We start from the raw sequence: 20,283 nt of genomic DNA on the forward strand, positions 1-20,283 counted from the left end.
CAATAGGAATCCTCACCGAAGCCGAGCCCGGCACCTTCAGCAGGAAGTAGTAACCAAGCCCGGAACGGACATCAACTCACGAACCGACCACTCAGGGCACGTCGTTCAGCGCCGCTTCCATCATGTCGGCAGTCCGGTCTTCTTCCGCCTCCCACAGGTGCGTGTAGACGTTCAGAGTGATCGATGGCTTAGCGTGACCAAGCCGCTTCTGCACCTGCTTCGGCGTTGCCCCGTTCTTGATCAGGACCGAGGCATAGAAGTGCCGCAGGTCGTGAAGCGTCGTGCCCTCGGGTACACGGACCTTGCTGCCGGTCTTCTCCAGGTAGGCATTGGCCCGCCTGACGTTGCGGGCCCACATCTTCGCCCAGCTACCCCGCCGGATCGCCCCACCGGTCTCGCTGGTGTACAGCAGCCGAGCGTGGCGCCATGTGGGCTTTCTGGGGTTCGTCCGATCCTCGATGTACACGACCCGCGGCGGGAACTCCTCCCGGTGACGTTCGATCTCGTCCACGACCGAACGTCCCTGAGGAACAGACCGATAGCTCTGCCTGGTCTTGGGTTCCCCCAGGTACGGGACCCCCTTGTCGGGGCCGATCAACTGTTGCCTGACCGCCACGATCTCGGCGGGTTCCTCGTCTTCCAGCCCGAACAACTCGCCTTGCCGTAGGCCCGTCGATGCGGCTTGCCTCACCAGGGCGCGGTACCGGGGAGAAGCGGTCGCAATGAGCGCCTTCACCGCCTCCGGATGGAGCGGGTGGATCTCCGGATAGAAGACCTCCGGCGGCTTCAGCCCCTCCCACGGGTACTTCGAGATGACCCCCTCTTGGTGGGCCATCTTCAGGATGCTGGTGCAGACGTTCCAGGGCGTCGCAAAGGTCGAGGGAGCGATGACCGCCGAGCGCTCTTTGATCCACCTCATGCCGTCGGCCCGCTGGATACGGCCAATCTCCCGGTTTCCGAACGTCGGGTAGATGTGCAACCGCAGGGCCCGCTCAACGTTCGTTTCGGTCCGCTCGCGGTGTACAGCCGTCTCCTGCCAGCGTTCAGCGATGTCCCTGAACTTCTGCTTGCCCAACTCCCGGTTCACGAAGGTGCCGTCATCGAGTTCAGTCGTCACCTTGGCGGCCCGGGAGTCCGCAGCGGTCTTCTTCTCGAAGTTCTCCTTGCACTGCTTGCCGGACAAGTCCCGGTAGCGCACCTGCCAGCGCTTCCCTGTGCCGTGTTCCCCGCTGGGGTAGACCGTCTGGGTCTTGCTGCTGTGCACCTTGCACGGCTCGGCGTCGGCCGGCGGTCGGGACAGGTGCCAGCGGTCGTAGACGTCAGCCATCAGTGCCCCTCCTCTGAGCAGGTCGGTTTAAACAGGAGGTGGAGTCCGTTGCTGTTCGGGGTCATGCTGCGCGGTGGCCTCCGATCTCCTCAGCGTCGTACCTGTCGAGCGCGGCGGCGTCGTACAGAACGTGTCGGCCGCGCTTGATGAAGCACTGCGGGCCGGTGCCGGCGTAGCGCCAGTAGCGGACGGTCGTGGGCGACGTGCGGTAGCGCTCGGCGACTTCCGCAGTCGTGAGGTACTTCCTCATGAGGTCCTTCCTGTGGCACGGGCGTCTGCTCGCGTGGTCACCACCCCGAGGCGCGTGGTCTCGGATCGGAGATCCGTGTGCTTCCGAGGTTCGGATTTCTGCGTCATCGCGTCACGCACGTCATTTGTGGCTCTGACCTGTGGCTTTGTGGTGACGCGGGCCGGTCGGGGCGTGTCACAGGGCGAGGCGGGGCTCTGTCACCTGTGACGTGGGTGACGCGAGATGACGCAGGTGTCGGCCGTCTTCGTCACCGGTCTATCCGCAGGCCAGGGGCCGTTTTGTGGTCCATGGTGACGTGGGTGACGCAGCGTCTCCCTTGTTAGGAAAAAGAGAGGGGTTGGGGTCTGTGGTGGTGTGGTGCGACTCGGAGCGAGAAGAAGGAGCCGCTCCGCGGCGCGACCTGCGCAGCGGCGGCACGCCGCCGGGACAGCAAGAGGAGCACACGGGGCAGCGCGTGCTCCTCTTGCTTGTTCGGTGCGGCGCCGGTGGCGCGGGTCAGAACGCTGTTTCCTGCTCGTCCGACGGCGGGAGCAGGCGGGTCATCTCGATATAGCGGGCGGCGCTGGTGCGGCCCCAGTCGATGAGGACGCCGCGGGCGGCGAGAGTGGGCTGGAGACGCTTGAGCCGGTCGGAGAGGACCTTGCCGGTGGTGGGCCATCCCTTGGGCAGGAGGCGGCACTCCTCGCCGCTGTAGAGGGTGGTGAGGCAGTGCAGCCACTCCGACGACGTCATACGGACTTCCGCGCCGGCGTCGAGCCCGGCAGCGTGCTTCAGAACCGTCTGAGCCAGCAGGTCTCCCTCAATGACGTCGTCGTTGAGGTCATCGAGACTGGCCCGGTACGCGGCCAGCGAGCCGAAGCCGGTCGCCGCATCGAGCTGCGCGCACAGGTGGGCGAAGTCGGCCATCCGCAGGTCGGTGGGGGTGTCTGCCTGGGCGGCCCGCACCTTCACGGTCAGGTCCAGCAGGGAGCCGAGCACGACCGGCAGGATCTCCGCGTACTCGGCCCACAGCTCTGCTTCGGTGCGCCGCACGCGGGGCCGTACGAGGCGGAGCGGGAGGAGGCGTTCGGCGAGGTCGGGGCGGATGACGCCGACGTCGATGCCGGTCAGGAGCATGGGGCGCCGGTAGCGGGAGCGGACGACGTCGCCGTCGGTGAACAGCGCGCGCTTGATGCTTTCGGCGCCGGTGACGATGCAGCACATGAGGTCGGACAGGTCGGGGGGAAGGTGGGAGAGGTTGTCCAGGGCGGTGACCCATCCGGCGGCGACGGCTGTGATCATGTTCTCCTCGTCCTTCGGGGCCCGGCGCAGGTCCCCGCTCATGCCCTCGATGACCCGCACGAGCATCCGCCCGCCGGTGGACTTGCCGGCGCCCTGGGGCCCGGTGAGGAAGGGGGCGGGGACGGGCACGGAGGGTTCCAGGCAGCCGATGAGCCAGGCGAGGGCCAGGCATTCGGTCTCGGCGCTGGCGAAGTTGCACAGGCGCAGCAGGAGGTCGATGCCCTTGCCGTCGGTGTCCCGGGCGGGCAGGGGGAGTTCGCCGGTGAGCTGGGTGCGTCGCCAGCAGACTTCCTGCGGGTCGGGGGTGAGGATGTCCCAGCCGGTGGGGTGGATACGGACGGACTTGCCGTCGTTGCGGCCCAGGTCGAGCCAGGTCGCGCCGTCGAATCCGGGGGCGACGCGGATGTGGGTGGGCTGTACGTCCTCGGTCAGGGCGAGTGCTTCGATCAAGTCCAGTGCCTCCTTGAGTGCGGTGCCGTTGAACACGCCGATGCCGTCCCTGAAGAGACCGACCATGAGTTCCTGCCGGTGGCTGCCGGTCGTGCCCTGGGAGCGGATGGGCCGGGCCACGGGGTGGCCGTTCTTCTGCGCGTAGACGGTGCCGTCGACGGTGCGGAAGTACCGGAAGTGCGCTTGCGCGTAGTCGGTGATGATCTGGCGAGCTGGGGTCTTCTCGTCGTCGGACACGACTCACATCCCCAGTGCGGTGCGGGCGTTGGCCCAGGCGTCGGTGCAGTGCCGCGGAGACTCGCCCTTGGCCTGCGCCGCGGTGAACAGCCGCGCAACGTGGGCGGCGGTGAGGCAGCCGCACCGGCCGTGCGTCGACAGCACCGCGAGGAACGTGCGGTAGACGGTGGCGTGGATCGCCTCGCGAGCCTCGGTGATGCGCTGCTCCGCCATGGCGATCCCACGCTCCAGGTAGGCGGGCGTGCGGTGGCGGCACTCCCCGCCCCCGGCCGGGGCGGGCGCGATGACGGTGTGCGGCGCCGGCCGGGCCGGGGCGGGCACCTTCACGATCAGTGCGCGCACCACGTCCGGCAGCTCCGTGAGGGTGCCGGTGCCGGGGCCTAGCCACCGGGCGTACTGCATCCGGGACTTGATGTCGACGCCGGGCCGGACGCCGTTGGCGGACTGCATCGTGCCCCGGTAGATCCAATGTTCACCGCGCGTGGTGGCCACCGTTCGGGTGACGGGCAGGGCCTCGCGTGCCCAGGTGATGGCGGCCAGGTTGTCGAGGTCCACCACGGTCAGGCTGGCGCCGCCGGGGTGGTAGGCCACCGCCGCCGCCTCACGCCATGCCCGCGCCCACGCCGGGGAGCGAAGGACCATGGGATCGGTGGTTGCGGCGGCCCAGCCGTGGCAGGGCGCCGGGCAGACGCAGGGGCCGGGGACCTTCATGTTCGGCCGGTCACCGCAGGCACTGCGCGCGCACGCCGGGCAGTTCCCGAACGGGAGCTTTCCCGCCCGCAGGGGCAGCACCGGGACACCGGCCGCCGCGAGGTGCAGCGCGGTGTGCAGATGGGGGGTCATGCGGCGGTCCTCCCTTCGAGGGCGAGGAACTGGGTGGCGATCCAGTGGGTGTAGGCGGGGGGTACGGCTTTGCGGGCTTCGAGGTTGGTCATCCAGGTGCAGCCCATGGCGTCGGCGTAGGCGCGCTCGCCCTTGTGCTCGAAGGCCAGCAGGCCCTTGTGGTGCCAGCACGGCGGGACCAGGTCCCCGCCTCCGTCCCACGAGGTCTCGAAGGTGCGGTGGCGGCGGACCCTGAGCCCGAACTGGGTCCCGCACAGCAGGTAGTCCGGCCGCAGCAGCCCTGCCGCGGCGGTCTCGGGCACGTTCTCCATCACCCACGGCCGGCCGGTTGCCTGCATGACCTGGCGGCCGGGGCCGATCAGGTCGGGGTGGTCGTCGGGGTTGCCGCGCCAGCGGGTGACGGTGGCGTAGCGCTCGCACGGCCAAGACCCGTGGACCAGGTCGAAGGTGTGGCCGTAGGCGGCGCAGTACTCAAGGCCGTCGGCCTGGACGAAGGTGAAGGGGTAGTTCGGCTGAGGGTTGATGTCCACGCCGACGACGTCGAACCCGGCGAGGTAGTAGCCCATGGAAAGGCCGCCGGCTCCGCAGCACAGGTCCAGCACCCGCAGCCCGTTCGGCCGCCGCAGCGGCAGCACACTCGCGCTCATGCAGCCACCGCCAGGGCGGAGGGGAACGCGGCGAGGTAGGCGCGGCCGATCCACTCGGTGTAGGCCGGGGGCAGCGCCTCGCGCAGACGGAGGTGGTCGGTGGACCAGTCGATGCCCTTGGCGGCGCGGATCTCCTCCACGGTGGCCTTGCCGCCGCCCTGCCCGTACGCGGCGACGTACGGGCCGTCGTGGTACTCGCCGTGCCGCCAGCCGCGCACCCGCCCGCGGTGGCGGGGGTGGGTGGGCTGCACCGCGGTCCAGCCGCCAAGTTCGAAGTAGCGGTGCATGATCACGGCGAGGCCGAACATCTCCCCGCACAGGCGGACGTCCTTGCGGACCTCGGAGCCGGCCACGTTCTCCATCACGTAGGGCCGGCCGGTCGTCTCCAGGGCAGCGCGGGTCGGGGCGATGAGTCGTGGGTAGGTCCGGCCGATCGCCGCGTTGCGCGCGGCGTTGGTGCCCTTGGTAGGGGCGCCCTCTCCCTGGCAGGGGGGCGAGGCGTGGATGAAGTCGAACTCGTGGCCGTGGGCGCGGATGAACTCGATCGCGTCGCCCTGGTGGAAGGCGTCACCGCGGTAGTCCGGCTGCGCCTGGATGTCGACGCCGGTGATGTGACATCCGAGGAACGCGCGCCGGTAGCCCTCAGTACCGCCCCCGATGCAGGAGTAGGCGTCCAACACCCGGAACGGTCCCGGAAGGGCGGGTACTCGCCTGATGTCGGTGGGTTGGGTCATGCTGGATGTCTCCAGTTCTCTTTGACAGTGCTGGATGACAAGGGCGGCCCGTCTTCATTGGCGTGAGGGGGCCGCCCTTGGCGTAGCTAGAAGTCGGTGCCGGTGTAGTGGGCGACGTAGCCGGGGCACTGGTTGTCGGGGCAGTCGCAGCCGCCGCACTCGTTGCAGATGTCGCCGGAGCACTCCTCGCACATCTCGTGGCCGGGGCATCCGTAGTCGGCGCAGTCGTCGCAGTAGATCTCGTCTTCCACGTGCGGGATTCCTTTCGTCACTGCTGGTTGTTGGTCTTGGCCCACACGCCGCGGGTGGACGTGTGGAGGTTGCGCTGGTCCTGGTAGACGGGGCCGGTGTAGTGGTGGTGGGTCTGGGCGCGGGCGGTGGTGGCCGAGCGGACGGCGGAGCCGACGGCGACGGCGACGGCGGCCAGGGCGGCGATCGGCAGGGTGACGAACAGGACGGACGTCAGGGACACGGCGGCGAATCCCTGGCAGGCGAGCCAGGTGCCGCAGCCGAGTCCGACGCAGGTGGCGCCGACGCCGATTCCGGCGACGGCCGTGCCCATGGCCCAGGCGGGGACGATCCGCCGGTCCGGCTGCGGGACGGGTGGCGTGGGGCCGTACGCGGGGGCCGTCGTGGTGCTGGCCGGTGCGGGGCGCTGGTCCTGCTGTTCGCGGATGTGCTGCCACACGGCCGTCATGTACGCCGCGTCGTCCACGGGCCGTTCGGGCGCAGCCGGGTTCGCCGGAGTGGGCTGGTTGGAGGCGTTGAGCAGGCGGGTGGTGTCGGCGTCGAGCAGGCGGGAGATGTCGGTGTGGTCGAGCAGGTCGGAGATCTCGGTGTAGCTCCAGGGCGTCAGCGTCATGACGGGTCCTATCCGAAGGAGTGGCCGAGGCTGGAGATGCCGGCGGCGAAGGCGGAGAAGAAGGCGTTGATCGAGGGGGCGGCGCCGCTGGCGGCGAGGAAGTAGCCCAGGGACGCGGCGGTCAGCGCGCCGCCGGCGGGCAGGTAGCGGGTGCGCAGCATCACCGCGGTGAGGATGAGGGCGAGGACGAGTCCGCTGATCGAAAGAACCACGAGTGTCACTTTCTGTAGAGCGGCAGGAGGGCCCGGCGTGGGACTCCCACGCCGGGAAGCAGAAGGGCGCCGGGGGGCTGTCAGGGGGCGGCTGAGGGGCTTTGCGGGCATGTTTTTTGTGGGAGTCCCACGCCCACACATGCAGGTCAGTGCCTCCCACAGGGGTGTGGGAGTCCCACGGGCCGTGGTGGGGGCTGTGGTGGGTGGTCTGTGGGAGTCCCACAGACCACCCGAGGGTCACGCGGCGTGACGGTCGGCGTAGGCGCGGAGGGCGGCGGCGAGGGTCTCCTGGAGGTAGCCGGGCTTGGGTTCGCCAGTCTCTCCGGCGCGGACGGTGCCCTTGCCGGGGCGCTCGATGCCGACTGCGCGCAGCAGCCGTCCCAGCTCGGTGCCGAGCAGGAGCGGGTCCATGTCCAGCCGGGCGGCGAGGTCGGCGGTGTGCATGCGGCCGCTGGCGGCCACGACGTGCTGGTGTGCGTCGGCCAGCAGCTGCGGGATGGGGTTGGGGTGGTCGGTCAGGTTGCCGGCCTGCTCCAGGACGCGCCCGAACTCTGCCCGGATCACCTCCGGTCCCTCCTCCTCCGCCGTGACGGGGACCGTGTCGGTGACGGTCGAGGCGGGCGCGTTCAGCAGGGCGGCCAGTGCTTCCGAGCCGAACCGTGCGGGCCGCCCGGCGGGGGCGCCGCTGGTGGCCGGGCTCGGGCTGCCGGAGCTGCGGGGCTGTCCCTTGCCGGTGATCGGGGTGCCGTTGACGTCGTCCAGCGGGGGCCGCAGGATCTCCAGGTCGGTGAACGGCAGCGTCGCGGCGGACAGCTTCTTGTCCTTGTAGAGGCGGGGCAGGATGCGCCCCCAGCGGCTCGCGTAGTAGCGGCCCGGCGCGGTGTCCAGCGAGATCGCGTCCACGGCCGGGCGCCGTGTGGCGAGCTTCGGGCTGATGGTGTTGATGGTCTTGGGCTTGATGCGGAAGCACTTGAACGGGGTCGGCTCGGAGTCGACGTCGTCCTGGTCCGGGGCGGAGAGGAAGCCGGAGCCCTTGTGGGCTGCGGCCTTGGGGTTCAGCCGGGCGCCGCCGGTCGGGAACAGGTGCGAAAGCTCCTCGGGGTCCGAGACGCGCATGCCGATCCGTACGCGGGACTGCTTCTTGATGGCGGCGGTGATGACGTCCTGGGTGGCCCGCAGGCCGGAGATGACGGTGCGGACGCGGGCGGCGCGGCCGGTGTCGACCACGGTGTCGAGCTTGGTGAGGATGTCGTAGGGCAGTTCGGCGATCTCGTCGACCACGATGATGATGGCGGGGACCTGCGGGCTGACGGGGATCTTGTCGTCGTCGGCGTCGTGCATCAGGTCCTGGTAGGCGGCCTTGCGGGTGTTGATCGCCGCGATCGCCACGTCCAGCATGATGTGGGCCTCTTCGATGGTGTCGGCGGTCCAGTCGATCAGCGGGCGCTCCACCGTGCCGTCGACGGCCCAGGCGCGCAGCCAGGGGAGGCTGATGCCGGCGCCGGTGACGTCCAGGTGCCACACCACGGCGTCGTTGGTGCGCAGGAGTTGGGCGTTGGTGACGTTGATGGTGTTGGACTTGCCCGAGCCGGTCTGCCCGATCTCCAGCGCACACACGTCGGTCAGGGGGAAGTCGGCGGGTTCGGCGTCGGGCAGCAGGCCGAGCTGGATGCGCTGGTAGATGCTGGTCTCGGTGACCTCTTCGGGGAAGTCGATGGTCTCGGCGAGGACGTCCTTGGCGGTGACGCGGATGAGGATCTGGCCGTAGATCTCGCCGTCGAGGATCTGGATGCTGCCGCCCTTGGGCAGCTTCAGGTCCACCGCCAGCTTGCGGATCGCATCCCCGGGCAGCTCCGGGGTGTCGGACGGCATGAGGACCCGCACGGTGTAGCCGACGTCCCCTGTCCAGGGCCTGACGCCTTCGACGGTGTGGCCGTCGAGGCGGAAGAGGCGGTGGAGACGCTCGTGCCAGTCCCTGGCCTGCCCGTTGGCCCACTTCTGCAGGCGCCGGGAGGCGCGTTCGGTCCGTGCCGTCTCCTCCGCGCGGACCAGGCCGCGGGCGAGGGTCATGCCGACCGCGGTGCCGGCCGCCCACCAGCCGGTGGCCGCCCAGGTCAGCACCGTGTGCTCGGCGAGCGCCACCGCGGCCCAGCCGCCGGTGGCCAGCCACCCCGCGCACCGGGTGGCGATGTGCCCGGTGGGGCGGCGCTGGTAGAGGTCGGCCCCGGCCTGCGCGGCGGCGCCCGCGGCCCCGACGAGCAGGGCGTAGGAGGCGGGCAGTCCGGTGGCGGCGCCGACAGCGGTAGCGCTGTAGGCGCCCCCGGCGACCAGGGCCGCGGCGGTGGCGGGGGTGGTGCCCCAGGACCAGTCCAGGGCAGGAGCGTTGCTGGAAGCCATGAGGAAACTCCTTCGGCGTCGCGCCGGAAGTCGAGAGGGGGGAAGGCCGTGGGCCGGGCACCCGAAGGTGCCCGGCCCACGAGAGGGGTTCAGGAGAGGGTCAGACGTCCCACATGCCTTCGGCCTCGACGCCGTTGCGGGGGGCCTCGTGCCGGGCGATGTCCGGGGCGTGCAGGCGCCGGAAGTTCGGCATCAGGTCCTGCGCGGCCGAGGCGGCCTGGAGCAGCAGGGTGTGCACGTCCGTCAGGGCGTCCACGATGGCCTTGTCCACCGGGTACTTGTCGTTGCTGCGGACCTGGAGCTGCTCCACGGCCGCGGCGACGTTCTCGATGCCGGCGGGGATGCCCTCGAACTCGGCGGCGACCTGGGACATGTGGCCGGGCTCGTAGCGGGCGTAGACGTGGGCGATGTCCTGGGTGACGGCCACGAAGTGCGAGGGCTGGTGCTGGTTGAAGCTGCCGTCCTGCCGTCGTTCCAGGATGTTCCACATGTGCTCGCCCGGCCGCGGCTCCTCGTAGCGCCGCAGGTCGTGCTCGTGGACCTTGGCGAACAGCGGCCCGACCTCGGCGGCCTTCTGCGCGGCCTGGTGCAGCAGGGCGTAGACCTGGGCGACCAGGTCGGCCATCCGGGCATCGGCCGGGTACTTGTCCGAGGTGTTGATGGCCAGCTGGCGGATGGCCTCGCCGGTGGAGGTCAGCCCCTCGGGCAGGCCCCAGTACTCGGCGGCCACCGCCAGCATCATCGGCGGCTCGTAGTGGGCGTACGCCTCGCGCATGCCCTCGGTCTCCCGCTGGAAGACGGACACCAGGTTCCCTCCGAAGTGATCAGACGGCCAGTCGCTCTTGGTGCGGCGGCCGGGCTCGGGAAAGTCGGTCAGGACATCGGGGCGGACCGCGTCGGCGTACTTCGCCTTCGCCTTCCGCATGAGCTTCACGAACACCCACTTGGAGACCGTCACGGCCCACCGGGTGAACCGGGCACCCCACTTCTTGCCGTTGCGGGGCGCCAGCCGCAGCCACCGCAGCAGACCGCCGAACGCGGCCGCCGCGCCCCGCAGCAGCAGACCGGGGATGTAGACCAGGGCGCCCAGGGCACCGGCGGCCAGCGAGGCGCTGGCCGCGCGCAGCAGGAACGGCACGGCCGCCTTCCCCCTCTTCGCCAACTCCCGCCGCGCCGAACGGATCCGCTCCCGCAGCGCCTGACCGGACGGTGACGAGAACAGCCCGGACGCCTTCCGCCCCACCGCCGACAGCCCGCGAGCAGCTGCACGGGCCGCACGGCCGGTAGCGGCGGCCACCGTGGACCGCGCCCCACCCGCTGGCGTCTTCCCGGTACTGCTGTGCAGCCCGGCTCCACCAGCCCCGCGGCCAGACATGCCAGCGCCCCCGGACGCCCCGTCCTTGCGGCGGGCGATGCGGTCCAGCAGGCCCCGCTTGCCGCCCGAGCCGCTGGTGTGGTTGCGCTGAGGGCTGCCCGCTCCGGGCGCGGCCGGTCCCGTGTCGACGGACATGGCGCGCTGGGCACGGCCCTTGGCCAGCGACAGCCCGCTCGCGCTGCCCGAACCGGAGCCCAGGTTGCCGTGACCACGCTGCCGGCCAATGCCGGACGCGCCGTGGCCGACGCCGCCCCGCGACCCGCGGGCCCCTCCGGCGAACGAGGCGCTGCCAGACCCGGAGCGGTGCGGACGCCCACCGCCGAGGCCGAGCGCCCCGTGCGAGCCGCGCCCGCCGTTGCGCAGGGCGCCGGGCATACCGCCCGCCCGCCGGGTGCGACGGGACTTCCGTACCGCGGCCCCCGCCCCGGCCAGCGCCGTGGTACCGACCACGACCCCTGCCGCAGTCATCGTGCCGACCAGGCCTGTCGCGGAGTACAGGGCAGCCGCCCCGGTGGACAGCGCCTCGGCGCCGAATACCGCGGCGGGCAGCGCCCGCAGACCCGGCCCGGAGCGCGCCCGAGAGGTCTTCTCCTGCTCGGCTGCGGCCTGGGTGATGGTGAACTCGATCGGCACCGACGTGCCGTCCGCAGCCGTAACGGCCGCGGATTCGGAGAAGGAGGTCGTGGCCTCGGTGGTGGTGTCGGACACTGGTACAGCTCCTTCGGAGTGCACGAGAGCGCCCCGGCCGGGCCGTAGGAAGCGGGCCGGGGCGCTCTGCGTATCTGGGAGGCGAGTCAGGCAGCCTGCGCGGAAGCGTCCGCGCAGGCCACACACATGCCGAGCGACGTGGGAAGGGTGTAGCCCGCGTCCTGCCCACATTCAGGGCAGGTACGGCGGGCCTGGTTCGCCTTCGCCAGCGCGGCGCGCTTGGCCGGGGTCATGGGCCGCACCGGCTTGGCCAGCTCGATGGAGTAGAGGTAGGCGACCAGCGGGCCGCGGCGGCGGCGCGGGCGCTCGATCTGCGCGACCACGTCCTGACCGCCCGGCCGAAGGCCGAGAGCACGTAACTGTCGGACCGTGGCGAGCCCGTCAGGCGCGAGCCGCCACGGGTAGACGGGGAGGGCGGCCATCAGCGGCCCGCGATCGCCAGCTCAGCCCCGCCCGCGGCCGGGTCGCGGTGCTCGGCGTAGCGGGAGGAGACCCAGCCGACCGACCAGCCGCACAGCTCCGCGGCTTGACGTACCGGCAGCCCGGCGCCGAACGCGGCGGCCACGATCTGCCGGGCCTCGTCCTCGGGTAGCTTGCTCGTGGCCGGGCCGCGCTCCAGCAGCGCGGCGCGTTCACGCTCTGCCCGCTCCTCACGCTCGGCCCGTTCACGGCGTTCACGCTCGGCCCGGTCCGCGGCCTCACGATCGCGGCGCTCGGCGGCCTCCCGCTCGATGCGTTCACGGTCCCGCTCCCGCTGTTCACGCTCGCGCTCACGACGTTCACGCTCGGCCTGCTCGGCACGTTCGCGGGCGGCGCGCTCCTCCTGCTCCCGCAGCTGCCGGCGCTCTTCCCTGTCGGCTGCTTCACGGGCCAACCGGGCTTCGTGTTCACGCTGTTCACGAGCCAGCGTCGCCGCGTGCTCGCGCTCCTCCCGAGCCTCCCGCCGGGCGGCCTCCGCGCGCTCGCGGGCCGCCTGTTCGGCCCGCTCGCGCTCGGCCTGCTGCTCCTCGTTCAGCCGCTTGACGGCGGTGGTGATGGCGCGGCGGTAGGCCAGACCGGTCTCCGCCGTGACGATCAGCAGCAGCGGCGCCACCGCGTGCACGGCCACGCCGACCAGGTCGTTCTTCAGGGCGGAGTCGGCGACGTTCAGCGCCAGGGTCATGCAGCCGGTCATCCACCGCAGCACGACCGGCCACCGGCCGCCGTGCCCTCCGAGGCGGGCGAGGACGGCGTCCAAGCGGACCACGATGACGACCGCGGCGTCCACGACCAGGGGCAGGATCGGGGCGGTCCACGCCCACTTGGCGGGGGTGTGAGCGGCGGCGAGCGGGGTCACGGTGAGGACCGAGTAGAGCACCGCCCCGGCCACGATCGCCCACGTACCAACCGACAGGGCCTTCTCCGCTGAACGGACATGAACGCCGTTCACGCCGCCCCCTCGATCTGCTTCGGGGCGGGCATGGGGAAGCGGCGGAAGCCGTTGGAGGCCGAGTTGTAGATGAACGCCTCGCACCGCCACGTGAACGCCGATGCCGGGCGTTCATCGCAGGGCTTCCACACGTGGTCCGCCGGCATGCCGTGGGTGGCGGTGTCGGCGTGGGCATCCTCGCGGGAGGCGTAGATCGTGTGCGGCTCACCGTGGTGGAGCAGCACCGTCAGCGACCGCCCATCCATCGACCCGTCCTTCAGTTCCTCGCGGAGCCGGCGGATCTCGATGTCCTTCAGCAGCAGCTCCTGCCGCGCGGCGGACAGCTCCTTCACGGCACCGGAGAGGAGTGCCCTCACCTCGGTCGTGGTGGCCTCCGCCCGTTCCAGCGCGGCCTCCGACTCCCCGATGTGCTTACGCAGGATCGCGGCGTCACTCTCGGCAGTCTCAGCACGCGCCGTCAGGTCCAGCAGCTCGCGAACGTGCCGGACCCACGCGGCGTCCGACTGCTCCTGGAGCTCCCGTGCCCGAGTGCGGATCTGCTCGGCGTTCTGCTCCAGCCGCTGGAGGCGGCCGGTGGTGACGATGCGGATCACGCCGCCTCCCCCGCGGTCGTGGTGGCCCGGTTGGTCAGCGCACGGCGCGCGGCCAGCACTCGGCGGCGGGCCCGCCGCAGCCGGCGCGTGTTCAGCTCCGACGGCGCCTGGTCCAGGAGGGCGATCTGCACGTCCAGCAGCTCGACCTCCGCGCGGATGAGGGGCATCTCGTTCTCGATCGCGTCCAGCTCCGCGGCCGTGGGCTCACGGTCGTACTCGTCGGCGGTAACAACCGCCTGAACAGCAGCGATGGCATTCATGGGTCGTTGTTCCTCTCGCAGGGTTGGAACGGCCCGAAGAGCACCCCCCGGATTGCCCTCCGGGGGGTGCGGCCGTTTGTGGGAGCGGATCAGGGGCGGGACAGCAGGTAGGCCGCCGAGGCGGCGAGGCTGTCGGCCGCAGAGATGGCCGACTCACGCCGCGACGCCAGCACCTCCGTGCTCCCGGCGCCGCGCATGTCGTACGTGGCCCGCACCGCGTTGTTCACGTTGAGGCGGAGCTGCGGGAGCAGCACTGTCAAGGCGATCTGCGGGGCGGTGATAGCGGACCGGGTGAGGTGGCTCGCCTCACGGGCGGCGGCGACGTCGGCCGGGGCCGCACCGGACAGGCGCAGTTCCTCGCGGACCCACATCGCACGGCGGTGGTCCGCGAGCGCGGTGCTCAGCTCGGACAGGGCCGTCAGCGCCCGGTCGCGCAGCGTCTGCCGACGCTGGGTGCGGGCCGTGTAGTACTGCTGGACACCGACGACGCCGGCACCCAGCACGGTGCCGACGACCGCGACAACCGCGGCGGCGATCTCCATCGAACTCCCCCTCTCGGGGCCGGACTCTCCGGCTCCCCTCAGCGCTGCTCGTACGAGTCGAGCAACGGAGGCAACCGGCCGCGGCCACGCCGCGAAGGTCGATGTGCGGCGTAGCCGCACGGTCCGCCTTTTCAACTCGGGGAGACGGGGCCCACCTATGCAGTTCTCAAACAACGACCACTCCCCGGTGAGCGCGGTAGCCCTTGCTCAGAGCGGCTCCCGTTGCCACGGGACCCACCGGGCGCTTCAGCGCAGGCCAACGAAGGCCCTTCCGTCCGCTGTCCTAGGACTGCGAACCGCTGAGCAAGAGAATGACGCACAGTCCCGGGACTGTCAACAGTCCTGGGACTGTGCTTCACTGGTGCTGTCGAGAGGAGGGCTACATGGCGCCCAAGTGGCGGGAGCTCGCGGACCGGCTAGCCGAGAAGATCAGGGCTGGTGACTACGCGCCGGGCGACCAGCTGCCGCAGATCAGGGAGCTGGTGGACGCGGGCGAAGGGTCGAAATCCACGGTTCACGCGGCGTACAAGGCGCTGGAAGCAGAGGGGCTGGTCACGTCATCGCGCGGACACGGCACCGTCGTCCGTCAGCGAGCACCCCTCAAGCGGCTCGGCATCGCGCGGTACGACAAGGCCAAGTGGCGGGATGGAGATGAAGTCGCGTTCATCGCGGACCGCGTGGCGTCCGGACGTACGTACAAGCGGAACGAGCAGACACAGACCGTCAGTCGCGTGAAGGCGCCGGCCGCGGTCGCCGAAGCACATGGCCTGCCGGAAGGTGCGGACGTCTACGCCCGTGCGCGTCTGGTCAAGGAGGGTTCACAGCCGACCCATACGCTGACCAGCTACTACCGTCCCGAGCACGTTGAAGGTACGCGCATTGTCGACCCTGCCCCTGGGCCTGCCGGGCGTGGCGGTGGGTTCCGCGTCCTTTACGACGCCGGGTACGAGATCGATCACATGCGAGAGACGCTGTTTGCGCGCATCCCCACCGCGGAGGAATCCCAGCTCCTTCAGCTCGCGCCGGGCGAATGGGTGGTGGAACTGCACCGGACCACCTACACCGCAGACGGGACCGTGGTGGAGTTCGCGATCGGCGTCCACGCGGCAACGCGCTTCGCGTGGAGCTACGACTTCAAGGTGCCCGACTCGGCGAAGACGGAGACGGAGACGGAGGGCGAGGGTAAGTGATCTCGGCGCAGGCATGGGCGGATGCCCAGCGGCTTTGGGACTTCCAGCAGATGGGCCATGAAGTGCGCCCGTGCTCTGTCGCGATTGGACTCGGAAGCCATGATCTCGGGGTGGCGGACACGACCGCCGACCTCTACCGCCGCGGCATGGCCCCGCTGATCGTGTTCACGGGGGCGACCAGCCGCACGACTCGTGACCGCATGCCGCGAGGTGAGGCGGAGCACTACCGTCAACGGGCGGTGGAGCTGGGCGTTCCTCCAGAGGTGATCCTGGTTGAACCGCGGGCCCGGAACACCGGGGAGAACATCCGCTTCTCTCGTGTGCTTCTTGAAGAGCGGCACGTCCCGGTGTCATCGGTCCTGCTGGTCAGCAAGCCCTACGAGGAACGGCGGGCCTATGCGACGGCTCGCAAACTGTGGCCCGGAGTCGAGTGGGTCAGTGCGTCCACGCCCATGACGTTGACTGAGTACGTCGAGTCGATCCAGGACGCGCGCCTAGTGATCGACATGTTGGTGGGTGCTCAGCAGCGGCTCATGATCTACCCGCAACAAGGATTCATGATCGAGCAGCACATCCCCGATGGCGTGACCGCAGCATACGAGCGGCTGCGTGATGCAGGCTTCACGAGCCGACTCGTCCCGGACGCTGCCACGCGAGACTGACCCGGTGTGGCACGGTCTCGGCCGTGCCACCTGGGATGACTCCCCGGAGGCCGGGCCGTCTGTGGGCCGTCCGAGGGCGGCCGGGGACGACCGATGACGACGACCACCATCCGAACCTGCGGTCGCAGGTCACGGAATTCGATCTGCGACACCGGTACCACCATGCCCAAGCTCGGAGCTCGCACATGCATGGGCGCAGCGGCCTACGCGCCAAGGTCAACGCCCACCACGAAGCTTGACACGGCGAAGGTGGTGAGTTGCCGAAGGAACGCATAACCGCCCGATCATCGACAGCCCACCACCGGCGTGCCTTAGCGGTGGTGGTGCCACCAATAGAAAGCCAAGGCCGCTGCTCCACTCATGCTGGCTTTCACTCCCGCCCGCATGATCTCTTCCGAGGCAGAACTCAAGAGCCGGCGGAAATGGCGCCGTGCACGGTGTTCCGCAAGCTGGGCACCTATCCTTCGGGCTCCCCGGGCAGTACGAGTGATCTTGTGTGTGGGTCGCCGACAGTGGCGGTGCCTACACTTCTCAGTGCTGGGAATGTCGACCTCCTTCGGTTGGCGTTCCTAACGGTGTTGGCGGCCTCCTGCGTAGGACCAGGGGGCCGTCACCGTTTCCGGAGAGGCCCAAGCCCTGCGTTAGGACCAGGTGACCGCCGTCATTGCCGGGGGCCGTGGCCGCGTCGACCATTCTGAGGCACGGAACTGACACGCTCGGCTGAGCCGAAGGGCAATCAGTGACTCCGGAGGGTCAAGTCACTGCTTTTGGACGGTCGAGTCACTGCTTGCGGCGGGACAGGTCACTGTCGTTAGCGAATCGTTACCTTGGGTGGTGGATCGCTCCGCCAGGGCCAGCCACTGCGCAGTTGGTGCAGCCCCCGGCTTGTTGCGGGATGCTGCAGGCCAGACCGTTACGGCGCAGTTCGACAAGTCCGGGTGGTTCTCGTCGCCATTGAACTTGACGCCGATTCTCCGTCCTGCCGAGGCCGTCATGGCGCTGCCGCCCCTAGAAGACTTGGCGCTCCTGTCGTCATGCTTCACGTCGGTCTTAATTGCGCCAACCGTTTAGTGATCGCCTTGATCTCGCGCAGGGCCTCGTTGGTGTCACGGAGCATGCTGTCCGGCTCGCGGTCCGGCACATTGCCTGTCTCGCCGAAGTACTTGAGGTGCACAGCCCGCGCGGCAACGACGGGCAATCCTGTAGAACCGACGCCTCCGACCGAGGTCGGCCAACTCGCAATGCGTAGGAGCTCAGCTTCAATCAGCCCCCGGGCCCTGCGGTGACGGCACGTGACGGGGCTTAGCCACGCGGAGGGCACATCGAGGGCACAACAGCTCCAGCCAAACTCAACGGCAATCAACGCCGACAAACGCCGTTCAGCCTGGTCAGCGGCTTGACTTGACACTTTCCGCAGATGATGCGCCGAGAGGCGGCACCTCCGCACAGGGTGCCGCCTCTCTTTCGTGCGCCGGGTCCGCCGTCGATCGGATGAGGGTCGGGGACCGACGGCGGACCCGGGATACGGACCGCGGCAGGGGTCAGCGGTGGTCGCTGCCCGCGGACTGGGTCGCCGCCCGGCCCGCTTCGAGGCGGGCGACCGGGATACGGAACGGGGAGCAGGAGACGTAGTCGAGTCCGGCCTCGTGGAAGAAGTGGACGGACTCCGGGTCGCCGCCGTGCTCGCCGCAGACGCCGAGCTTGAGGTCGGGGCGGGTGCGCCGGCCGGCCTCCGCCGCGGCCTTCACCAGGGAGCCCACGCCGTCCTTGTCGATCGTCTCGAAGGGCGACACACCGAAGATGCCCTTCTCCAGGTAGGCCGTGAAGAAGGAGGCCTCCACGTCGTCCCGGCTGAAGCCCCAGACCGTCTGCGTGAGGTCGTTGGTGCCGAAGGAGAAGAACTCCGCCGCCTCCGCGATCTGGCCGGCGGTCAGCGCGGCGCGCGGCAGCTCGATCATCGTGCCGATCGCCAGCTTCAGCTCGGTGCCCGTCGCCGCCTGCACCTCCGCGATGACCTTGTCGGCCTCGTCGCGGACGATCTCCAGCTCCTGGACCGTGCCCACGAGCGGGATCATGACCTCGGCGCGCGGGTCGCCCTTGGCCGCCTTGCGCTCCGCGGCCGCCTCGGCGATCGCGCGGACCTGCATCGAGAACAGGCCGGGGATGACCAGGCCGAGGCGCACGCCGCGCAGGCCCAGCATCGGGTTCTGCTCGTGCAGCCGGTGCACGGCCTGGAGCAGGCGCAGGTCGTTCTCGTGCGGCTCCTGGCGGGACTCGGCGAGGGCCACGCGGACGGAGAGTTCCGTGATGTCGGGCAGGAACTCGTGCAGCGGCGGGTCGAGGAGGCGGATGGTGACCGGCAGGCCGTCCATCGCCTCGAACAGCTCGACGAAGTCCTTCTTCTGCAGCGGCAGCAGCTCGGTCAGGGCCGCCTCGCGCTCCTCCTCGGTGTCCGCGAGGATCAGCTTCTCGACCATCTCGCGGCGCTCACCGAGGAACATGTGCTCGGTGCGGCACAGGCCGATGCCCTGGGCGCCGAAGCGACGGGCGCGCAGCGCGTCCTCGGCGTTGTCCGCGTTGGCCCGCACCCGCAGCCGGCGCTTGCGGTCGGCGAAGGCCATCATCCGGTGCACGGCCTCGACCAGCTCGTCGGCGTCGTCCGCGCCCGGGTGCATCCGGCCCTCGAAGTACTCCACGACCGGCGAGGGGACCACCGGGACCTCGCCCAGGTAGACCTTGCCCGTGGAGCCGTCGATGGAGATGACGTCGCCCTCCTCGACCACATGGCCGCCGGGGACCGTCATACGGCGCCGCTTGGTGTCGACCTCCAGCTCCTCCGCGCCGCAGACACAGGTCTTGCCCATGCCGCGCGCGACCACGGCCGCGTGGGAGGTCTTGCCGCCGCGCGAGGTCAGGATGCCCTCGGCCGCGATCATGCCGTCGAGGTCGTCGGGGTTGGTCTCCCGGCGGACCAGGATGACCTTCTCACCCGAGCGCGACCACTTGACGGCCGTGTACGAGTCGAAGACCGCCTTGCCGACCGCCGCGCCCGGCGACGCCGCGATGCCGCGGCCGACCTGCTCGACCTTCGCGCCCTCGTCGAAGCGCGGGAACATCAGCTGGGCCAGCTGGGCGCCGGTGACGCGCTGGAGCGCCTCGGTCTCGTCGATCAGGCCCTGGTCGACCAGCTGGGTGGCGATGCGGAACGCGGCGCCCGCGGTGCGCTTGCCGACCCGGGTCTGGAGCATCCACAGCTGGCCGCGCTCGATCGTGAACTCGATGTCGCACAGGTCCTTGTAGTGGTTCTCCAGCGTCTCCATGATCCGCATGAGCTGGTCGTACGACTTCTTGTCGATCTGCTCCAGCTCCGCCAGCGGGACGGTGTTGCGGATGCCCGCCACCACGTCCTCGCCCTGGGCGTTCTGGAGGTAGTCGCCGTAGACGCCCTGGTGGCCGGAGGCGGGGTCGCGGGTGAAGGCGACGCCGGTGCCGGAGTCCGGACCGAGGTTGCCGAAGACCATCGAGCAGACGTTGACCGCCGTGCCGAGGTCGTGCGGGATGCGCTCCTGGCGGCGGTAGAGCTTGGCGCGGTCGCCGTTCCAGGACTCGAACACCGCCTTGATGGCGAGGTCCATCTGCTCCCGCGGGTCCTGCGGGAAGTCCCGGCCGGCCTCCTTCTTGACGATCTTCTTGAAGGCGGTGACCAGCTTCTTCAGGTCGGCGGCCTCCAGGTCGGTGTCGACCTTGACCTTCTTGGCGTCCTTGGCCTTGTCCAGGGCCTCCTCGAAGAGGTCGCCCTCGACGCCGAGGACCGTCTTGCCGAACATCTGGATGAGGCGGCGGTAGGAGTCCCAGGCGAAGCGCTCGTCGCCGGCCTGCTTGGCCAGGCCCTGGACCGACTTGTCCGACAGGCCGATGTTGAGGACCGTGTCCATCATGCCGGGCATGGAGAACTTGGCGCCCGAGCGCACCGACACCAGCAGCGGGTCGTCCGCCTGGCCGAGCTTCTTGCCCATCCGGGACTCCAGGGCGTCGAGGTGCGCACTCACCTCGTCACGCAGTGCCGCCGGCTCCTCGCCGCTCTCCAGGTAGACCTTGCAGGCCTCCGTGGTGATGGTGAAACCGGGAGGAACCGGGAGACCCAGGTTGGTCATCTCGGCGAGGTTCGCGCCCTTGCCACCGAGGAGGTCTTTGAGGTCCTTGTTTCCCTCGGTGAAGTCGTAAACGAACTTCGCTACGTGGGGTGCTTTGTTTTCCGACACGGGACTCGACTCCTTGAGGCCA

Annotated in this window: 19 protein-coding genes; 2 read left to right on the forward strand and 17 right to left on the reverse strand. The window is 70.0% G+C overall.

Annotated elements, in window-relative coordinates:
• Window positions 1-91: 91 nt before the first annotated feature.
• From ACWDD7_RS32355 to ACWDD7_RS32430, 16 genes are all read right to left on the reverse strand, one after another.
• Window positions 92-1,327, reverse strand: coding sequence for a tyrosine-type recombinase/integrase (locus ACWDD7_RS32355; RefSeq protein WP_450460001.1), 1,236 nt, complete (start codon window positions 1,325-1,327; stop codon window positions 92-94).
• 61 nt (window positions 1,328-1,388) lie between these two features.
• Complete coding sequence (locus tag ACWDD7_RS32360; protein WP_450460002.1) at window positions 1,389-1,577, reverse strand: helix-turn-helix domain-containing protein; 189 nt, start codon at window positions 1,575-1,577, stop codon at window positions 1,389-1,391.
• A 495-nt stretch (window positions 1,578-2,072) separates the two neighbouring features.
• Entirely contained in the window at window positions 2,073-3,545 is a 1,473-nt protein-coding gene (locus ACWDD7_RS32365) for an ATP-binding protein (protein ID WP_450460003.1), read from the reverse strand.
• Window positions 3,546-3,548: 3 nt separating this feature from the next.
• Window positions 3,549-4,388, reverse strand: coding sequence for a bifunctional DNA primase/polymerase (locus ACWDD7_RS32370; protein WP_450460004.1), 840 nt, complete (start codon window positions 4,386-4,388; stop codon window positions 3,549-3,551).
• The gene (locus tag ACWDD7_RS32375) at window positions 4,385-5,035 is read right to left on the reverse strand and encodes a DNA cytosine methyltransferase (protein WP_450460005.1); all 651 of its coding nucleotides are present in this window, start codon (window positions 5,033-5,035) and stop codon (window positions 4,385-4,387) included. The genes ACWDD7_RS32370 and ACWDD7_RS32375 overlap by 4 nt, the downstream gene beginning before the upstream one ends.
• Complete coding sequence (locus tag ACWDD7_RS32380; protein WP_450460006.1) at window positions 5,032-5,769, reverse strand: DNA methylase; 738 nt, start codon at window positions 5,767-5,769, stop codon at window positions 5,032-5,034. Before ACWDD7_RS32380 ends, ACWDD7_RS32375 begins: the two co-directional genes overlap by 4 nt.
• 86 nt (window positions 5,770-5,855) lie before the next feature.
• Complete coding sequence (locus tag ACWDD7_RS32385) at window positions 5,856-6,020, reverse strand: hypothetical protein (protein ID WP_392218659.1); 165 nt, start codon at window positions 6,018-6,020, stop codon at window positions 5,856-5,858.
• Window positions 6,021-6,037: 17 nt separating this feature from the next.
• Complete coding sequence (locus ACWDD7_RS32390) at window positions 6,038-6,631, reverse strand: hypothetical protein (protein ID WP_450460007.1); 594 nt, start codon at window positions 6,629-6,631, stop codon at window positions 6,038-6,040.
• An 8-nt stretch (window positions 6,632-6,639) separates the two neighbouring features.
• Window positions 6,640-6,843 carry a hypothetical protein gene (locus ACWDD7_RS32395; protein ID WP_450460008.1) on the reverse strand — a complete coding sequence of 68 codons (204 nt, stop codon included), beginning with the start codon at window positions 6,841-6,843 and terminating at the stop codon, window positions 6,640-6,642.
• Between the two features lie 237 nt (window positions 6,844-7,080).
• Window positions 7,081-9,240: a hypothetical protein gene (locus ACWDD7_RS32400; RefSeq protein WP_450460009.1), complete on the reverse strand. Its 2,160-nt coding sequence runs from the start codon at window positions 9,238-9,240 to the stop codon at window positions 7,081-7,083.
• Window positions 9,241-9,340: 100 nt separating this feature from the next.
• Entirely contained in the window at window positions 9,341-11,323 is a 1,983-nt protein-coding gene (locus ACWDD7_RS32405) for a hypothetical protein (protein ID WP_450460010.1), read from the reverse strand.
• An 86-nt stretch (window positions 11,324-11,409) separates the two neighbouring features.
• Window positions 11,410-11,745, reverse strand: a complete 336-nt coding sequence (locus ACWDD7_RS32410) for an RRQRL motif-containing zinc-binding protein (protein WP_450460011.1) — start codon at window positions 11,743-11,745, stop codon at window positions 11,410-11,412.
• Window positions 11,745-12,752: a DUF2637 domain-containing protein gene (locus ACWDD7_RS32415; protein WP_450460012.1), complete on the reverse strand. Its 1,008-nt coding sequence runs from the start codon at window positions 12,750-12,752 to the stop codon at window positions 11,745-11,747. Before ACWDD7_RS32415 ends, ACWDD7_RS32410 begins: the two co-directional genes overlap by 1 nt.
• On the reverse strand, window positions 12,749-13,345 hold the full coding sequence (locus tag ACWDD7_RS32420; RefSeq protein WP_450460013.1) for a hypothetical protein: 597 nt from the start codon (window positions 13,343-13,345) through the stop codon (window positions 12,749-12,751). Before ACWDD7_RS32420 ends, ACWDD7_RS32415 begins: the two co-directional genes overlap by 4 nt.
• Complete coding sequence (locus ACWDD7_RS32425; protein ID WP_450460014.1) at window positions 13,342-13,605, reverse strand: DUF6284 family protein; 264 nt, start codon at window positions 13,603-13,605, stop codon at window positions 13,342-13,344. Before ACWDD7_RS32425 ends, ACWDD7_RS32420 begins: the two co-directional genes overlap by 4 nt.
• A gap of 89 nt (window positions 13,606-13,694) precedes the next feature.
• Window positions 13,695-14,147, reverse strand: a complete 453-nt coding sequence (locus ACWDD7_RS32430; protein ID WP_450460015.1) for a protein kilB — start codon at window positions 14,145-14,147, stop codon at window positions 13,695-13,697.
• A gap of 383 nt (window positions 14,148-14,530) precedes the next feature.
• Between ACWDD7_RS32430 and ACWDD7_RS32435 the strand changes: the two genes are divergently transcribed.
• Both ACWDD7_RS32435 and ACWDD7_RS32440 read left to right on the forward strand, forming a co-directional pair.
• Window positions 14,531-15,337 (forward strand): GntR family transcriptional regulator, encoded by an 807-nt coding sequence (locus tag ACWDD7_RS32435; protein ID WP_450460016.1) that lies wholly within the window; start codon window positions 14,531-14,533, stop codon window positions 15,335-15,337.
• Window positions 15,334-15,999: a YdcF family protein gene (locus tag ACWDD7_RS32440; protein WP_450460017.1), complete on the forward strand. Its 666-nt coding sequence runs from the start codon at window positions 15,334-15,336 to the stop codon at window positions 15,997-15,999. The genes ACWDD7_RS32435 and ACWDD7_RS32440 overlap by 4 nt, the downstream gene beginning before the upstream one ends.
• A gap of 1,541 nt (window positions 16,000-17,540) precedes the next feature.
• Here ACWDD7_RS32440 and ppdK read toward each other — a convergent pair.
• Entirely contained in the window at window positions 17,541-20,261 is a 2,721-nt protein-coding gene (gene ppdK, locus ACWDD7_RS32445; RefSeq protein ID WP_392212611.1) for a pyruvate, phosphate dikinase, read from the reverse strand.
• Window positions 20,262-20,283 lie beyond the last annotated feature (22 nt).

Source organism: Streptomyces sp. NPDC001056 (genome assembly GCF_053598955.1).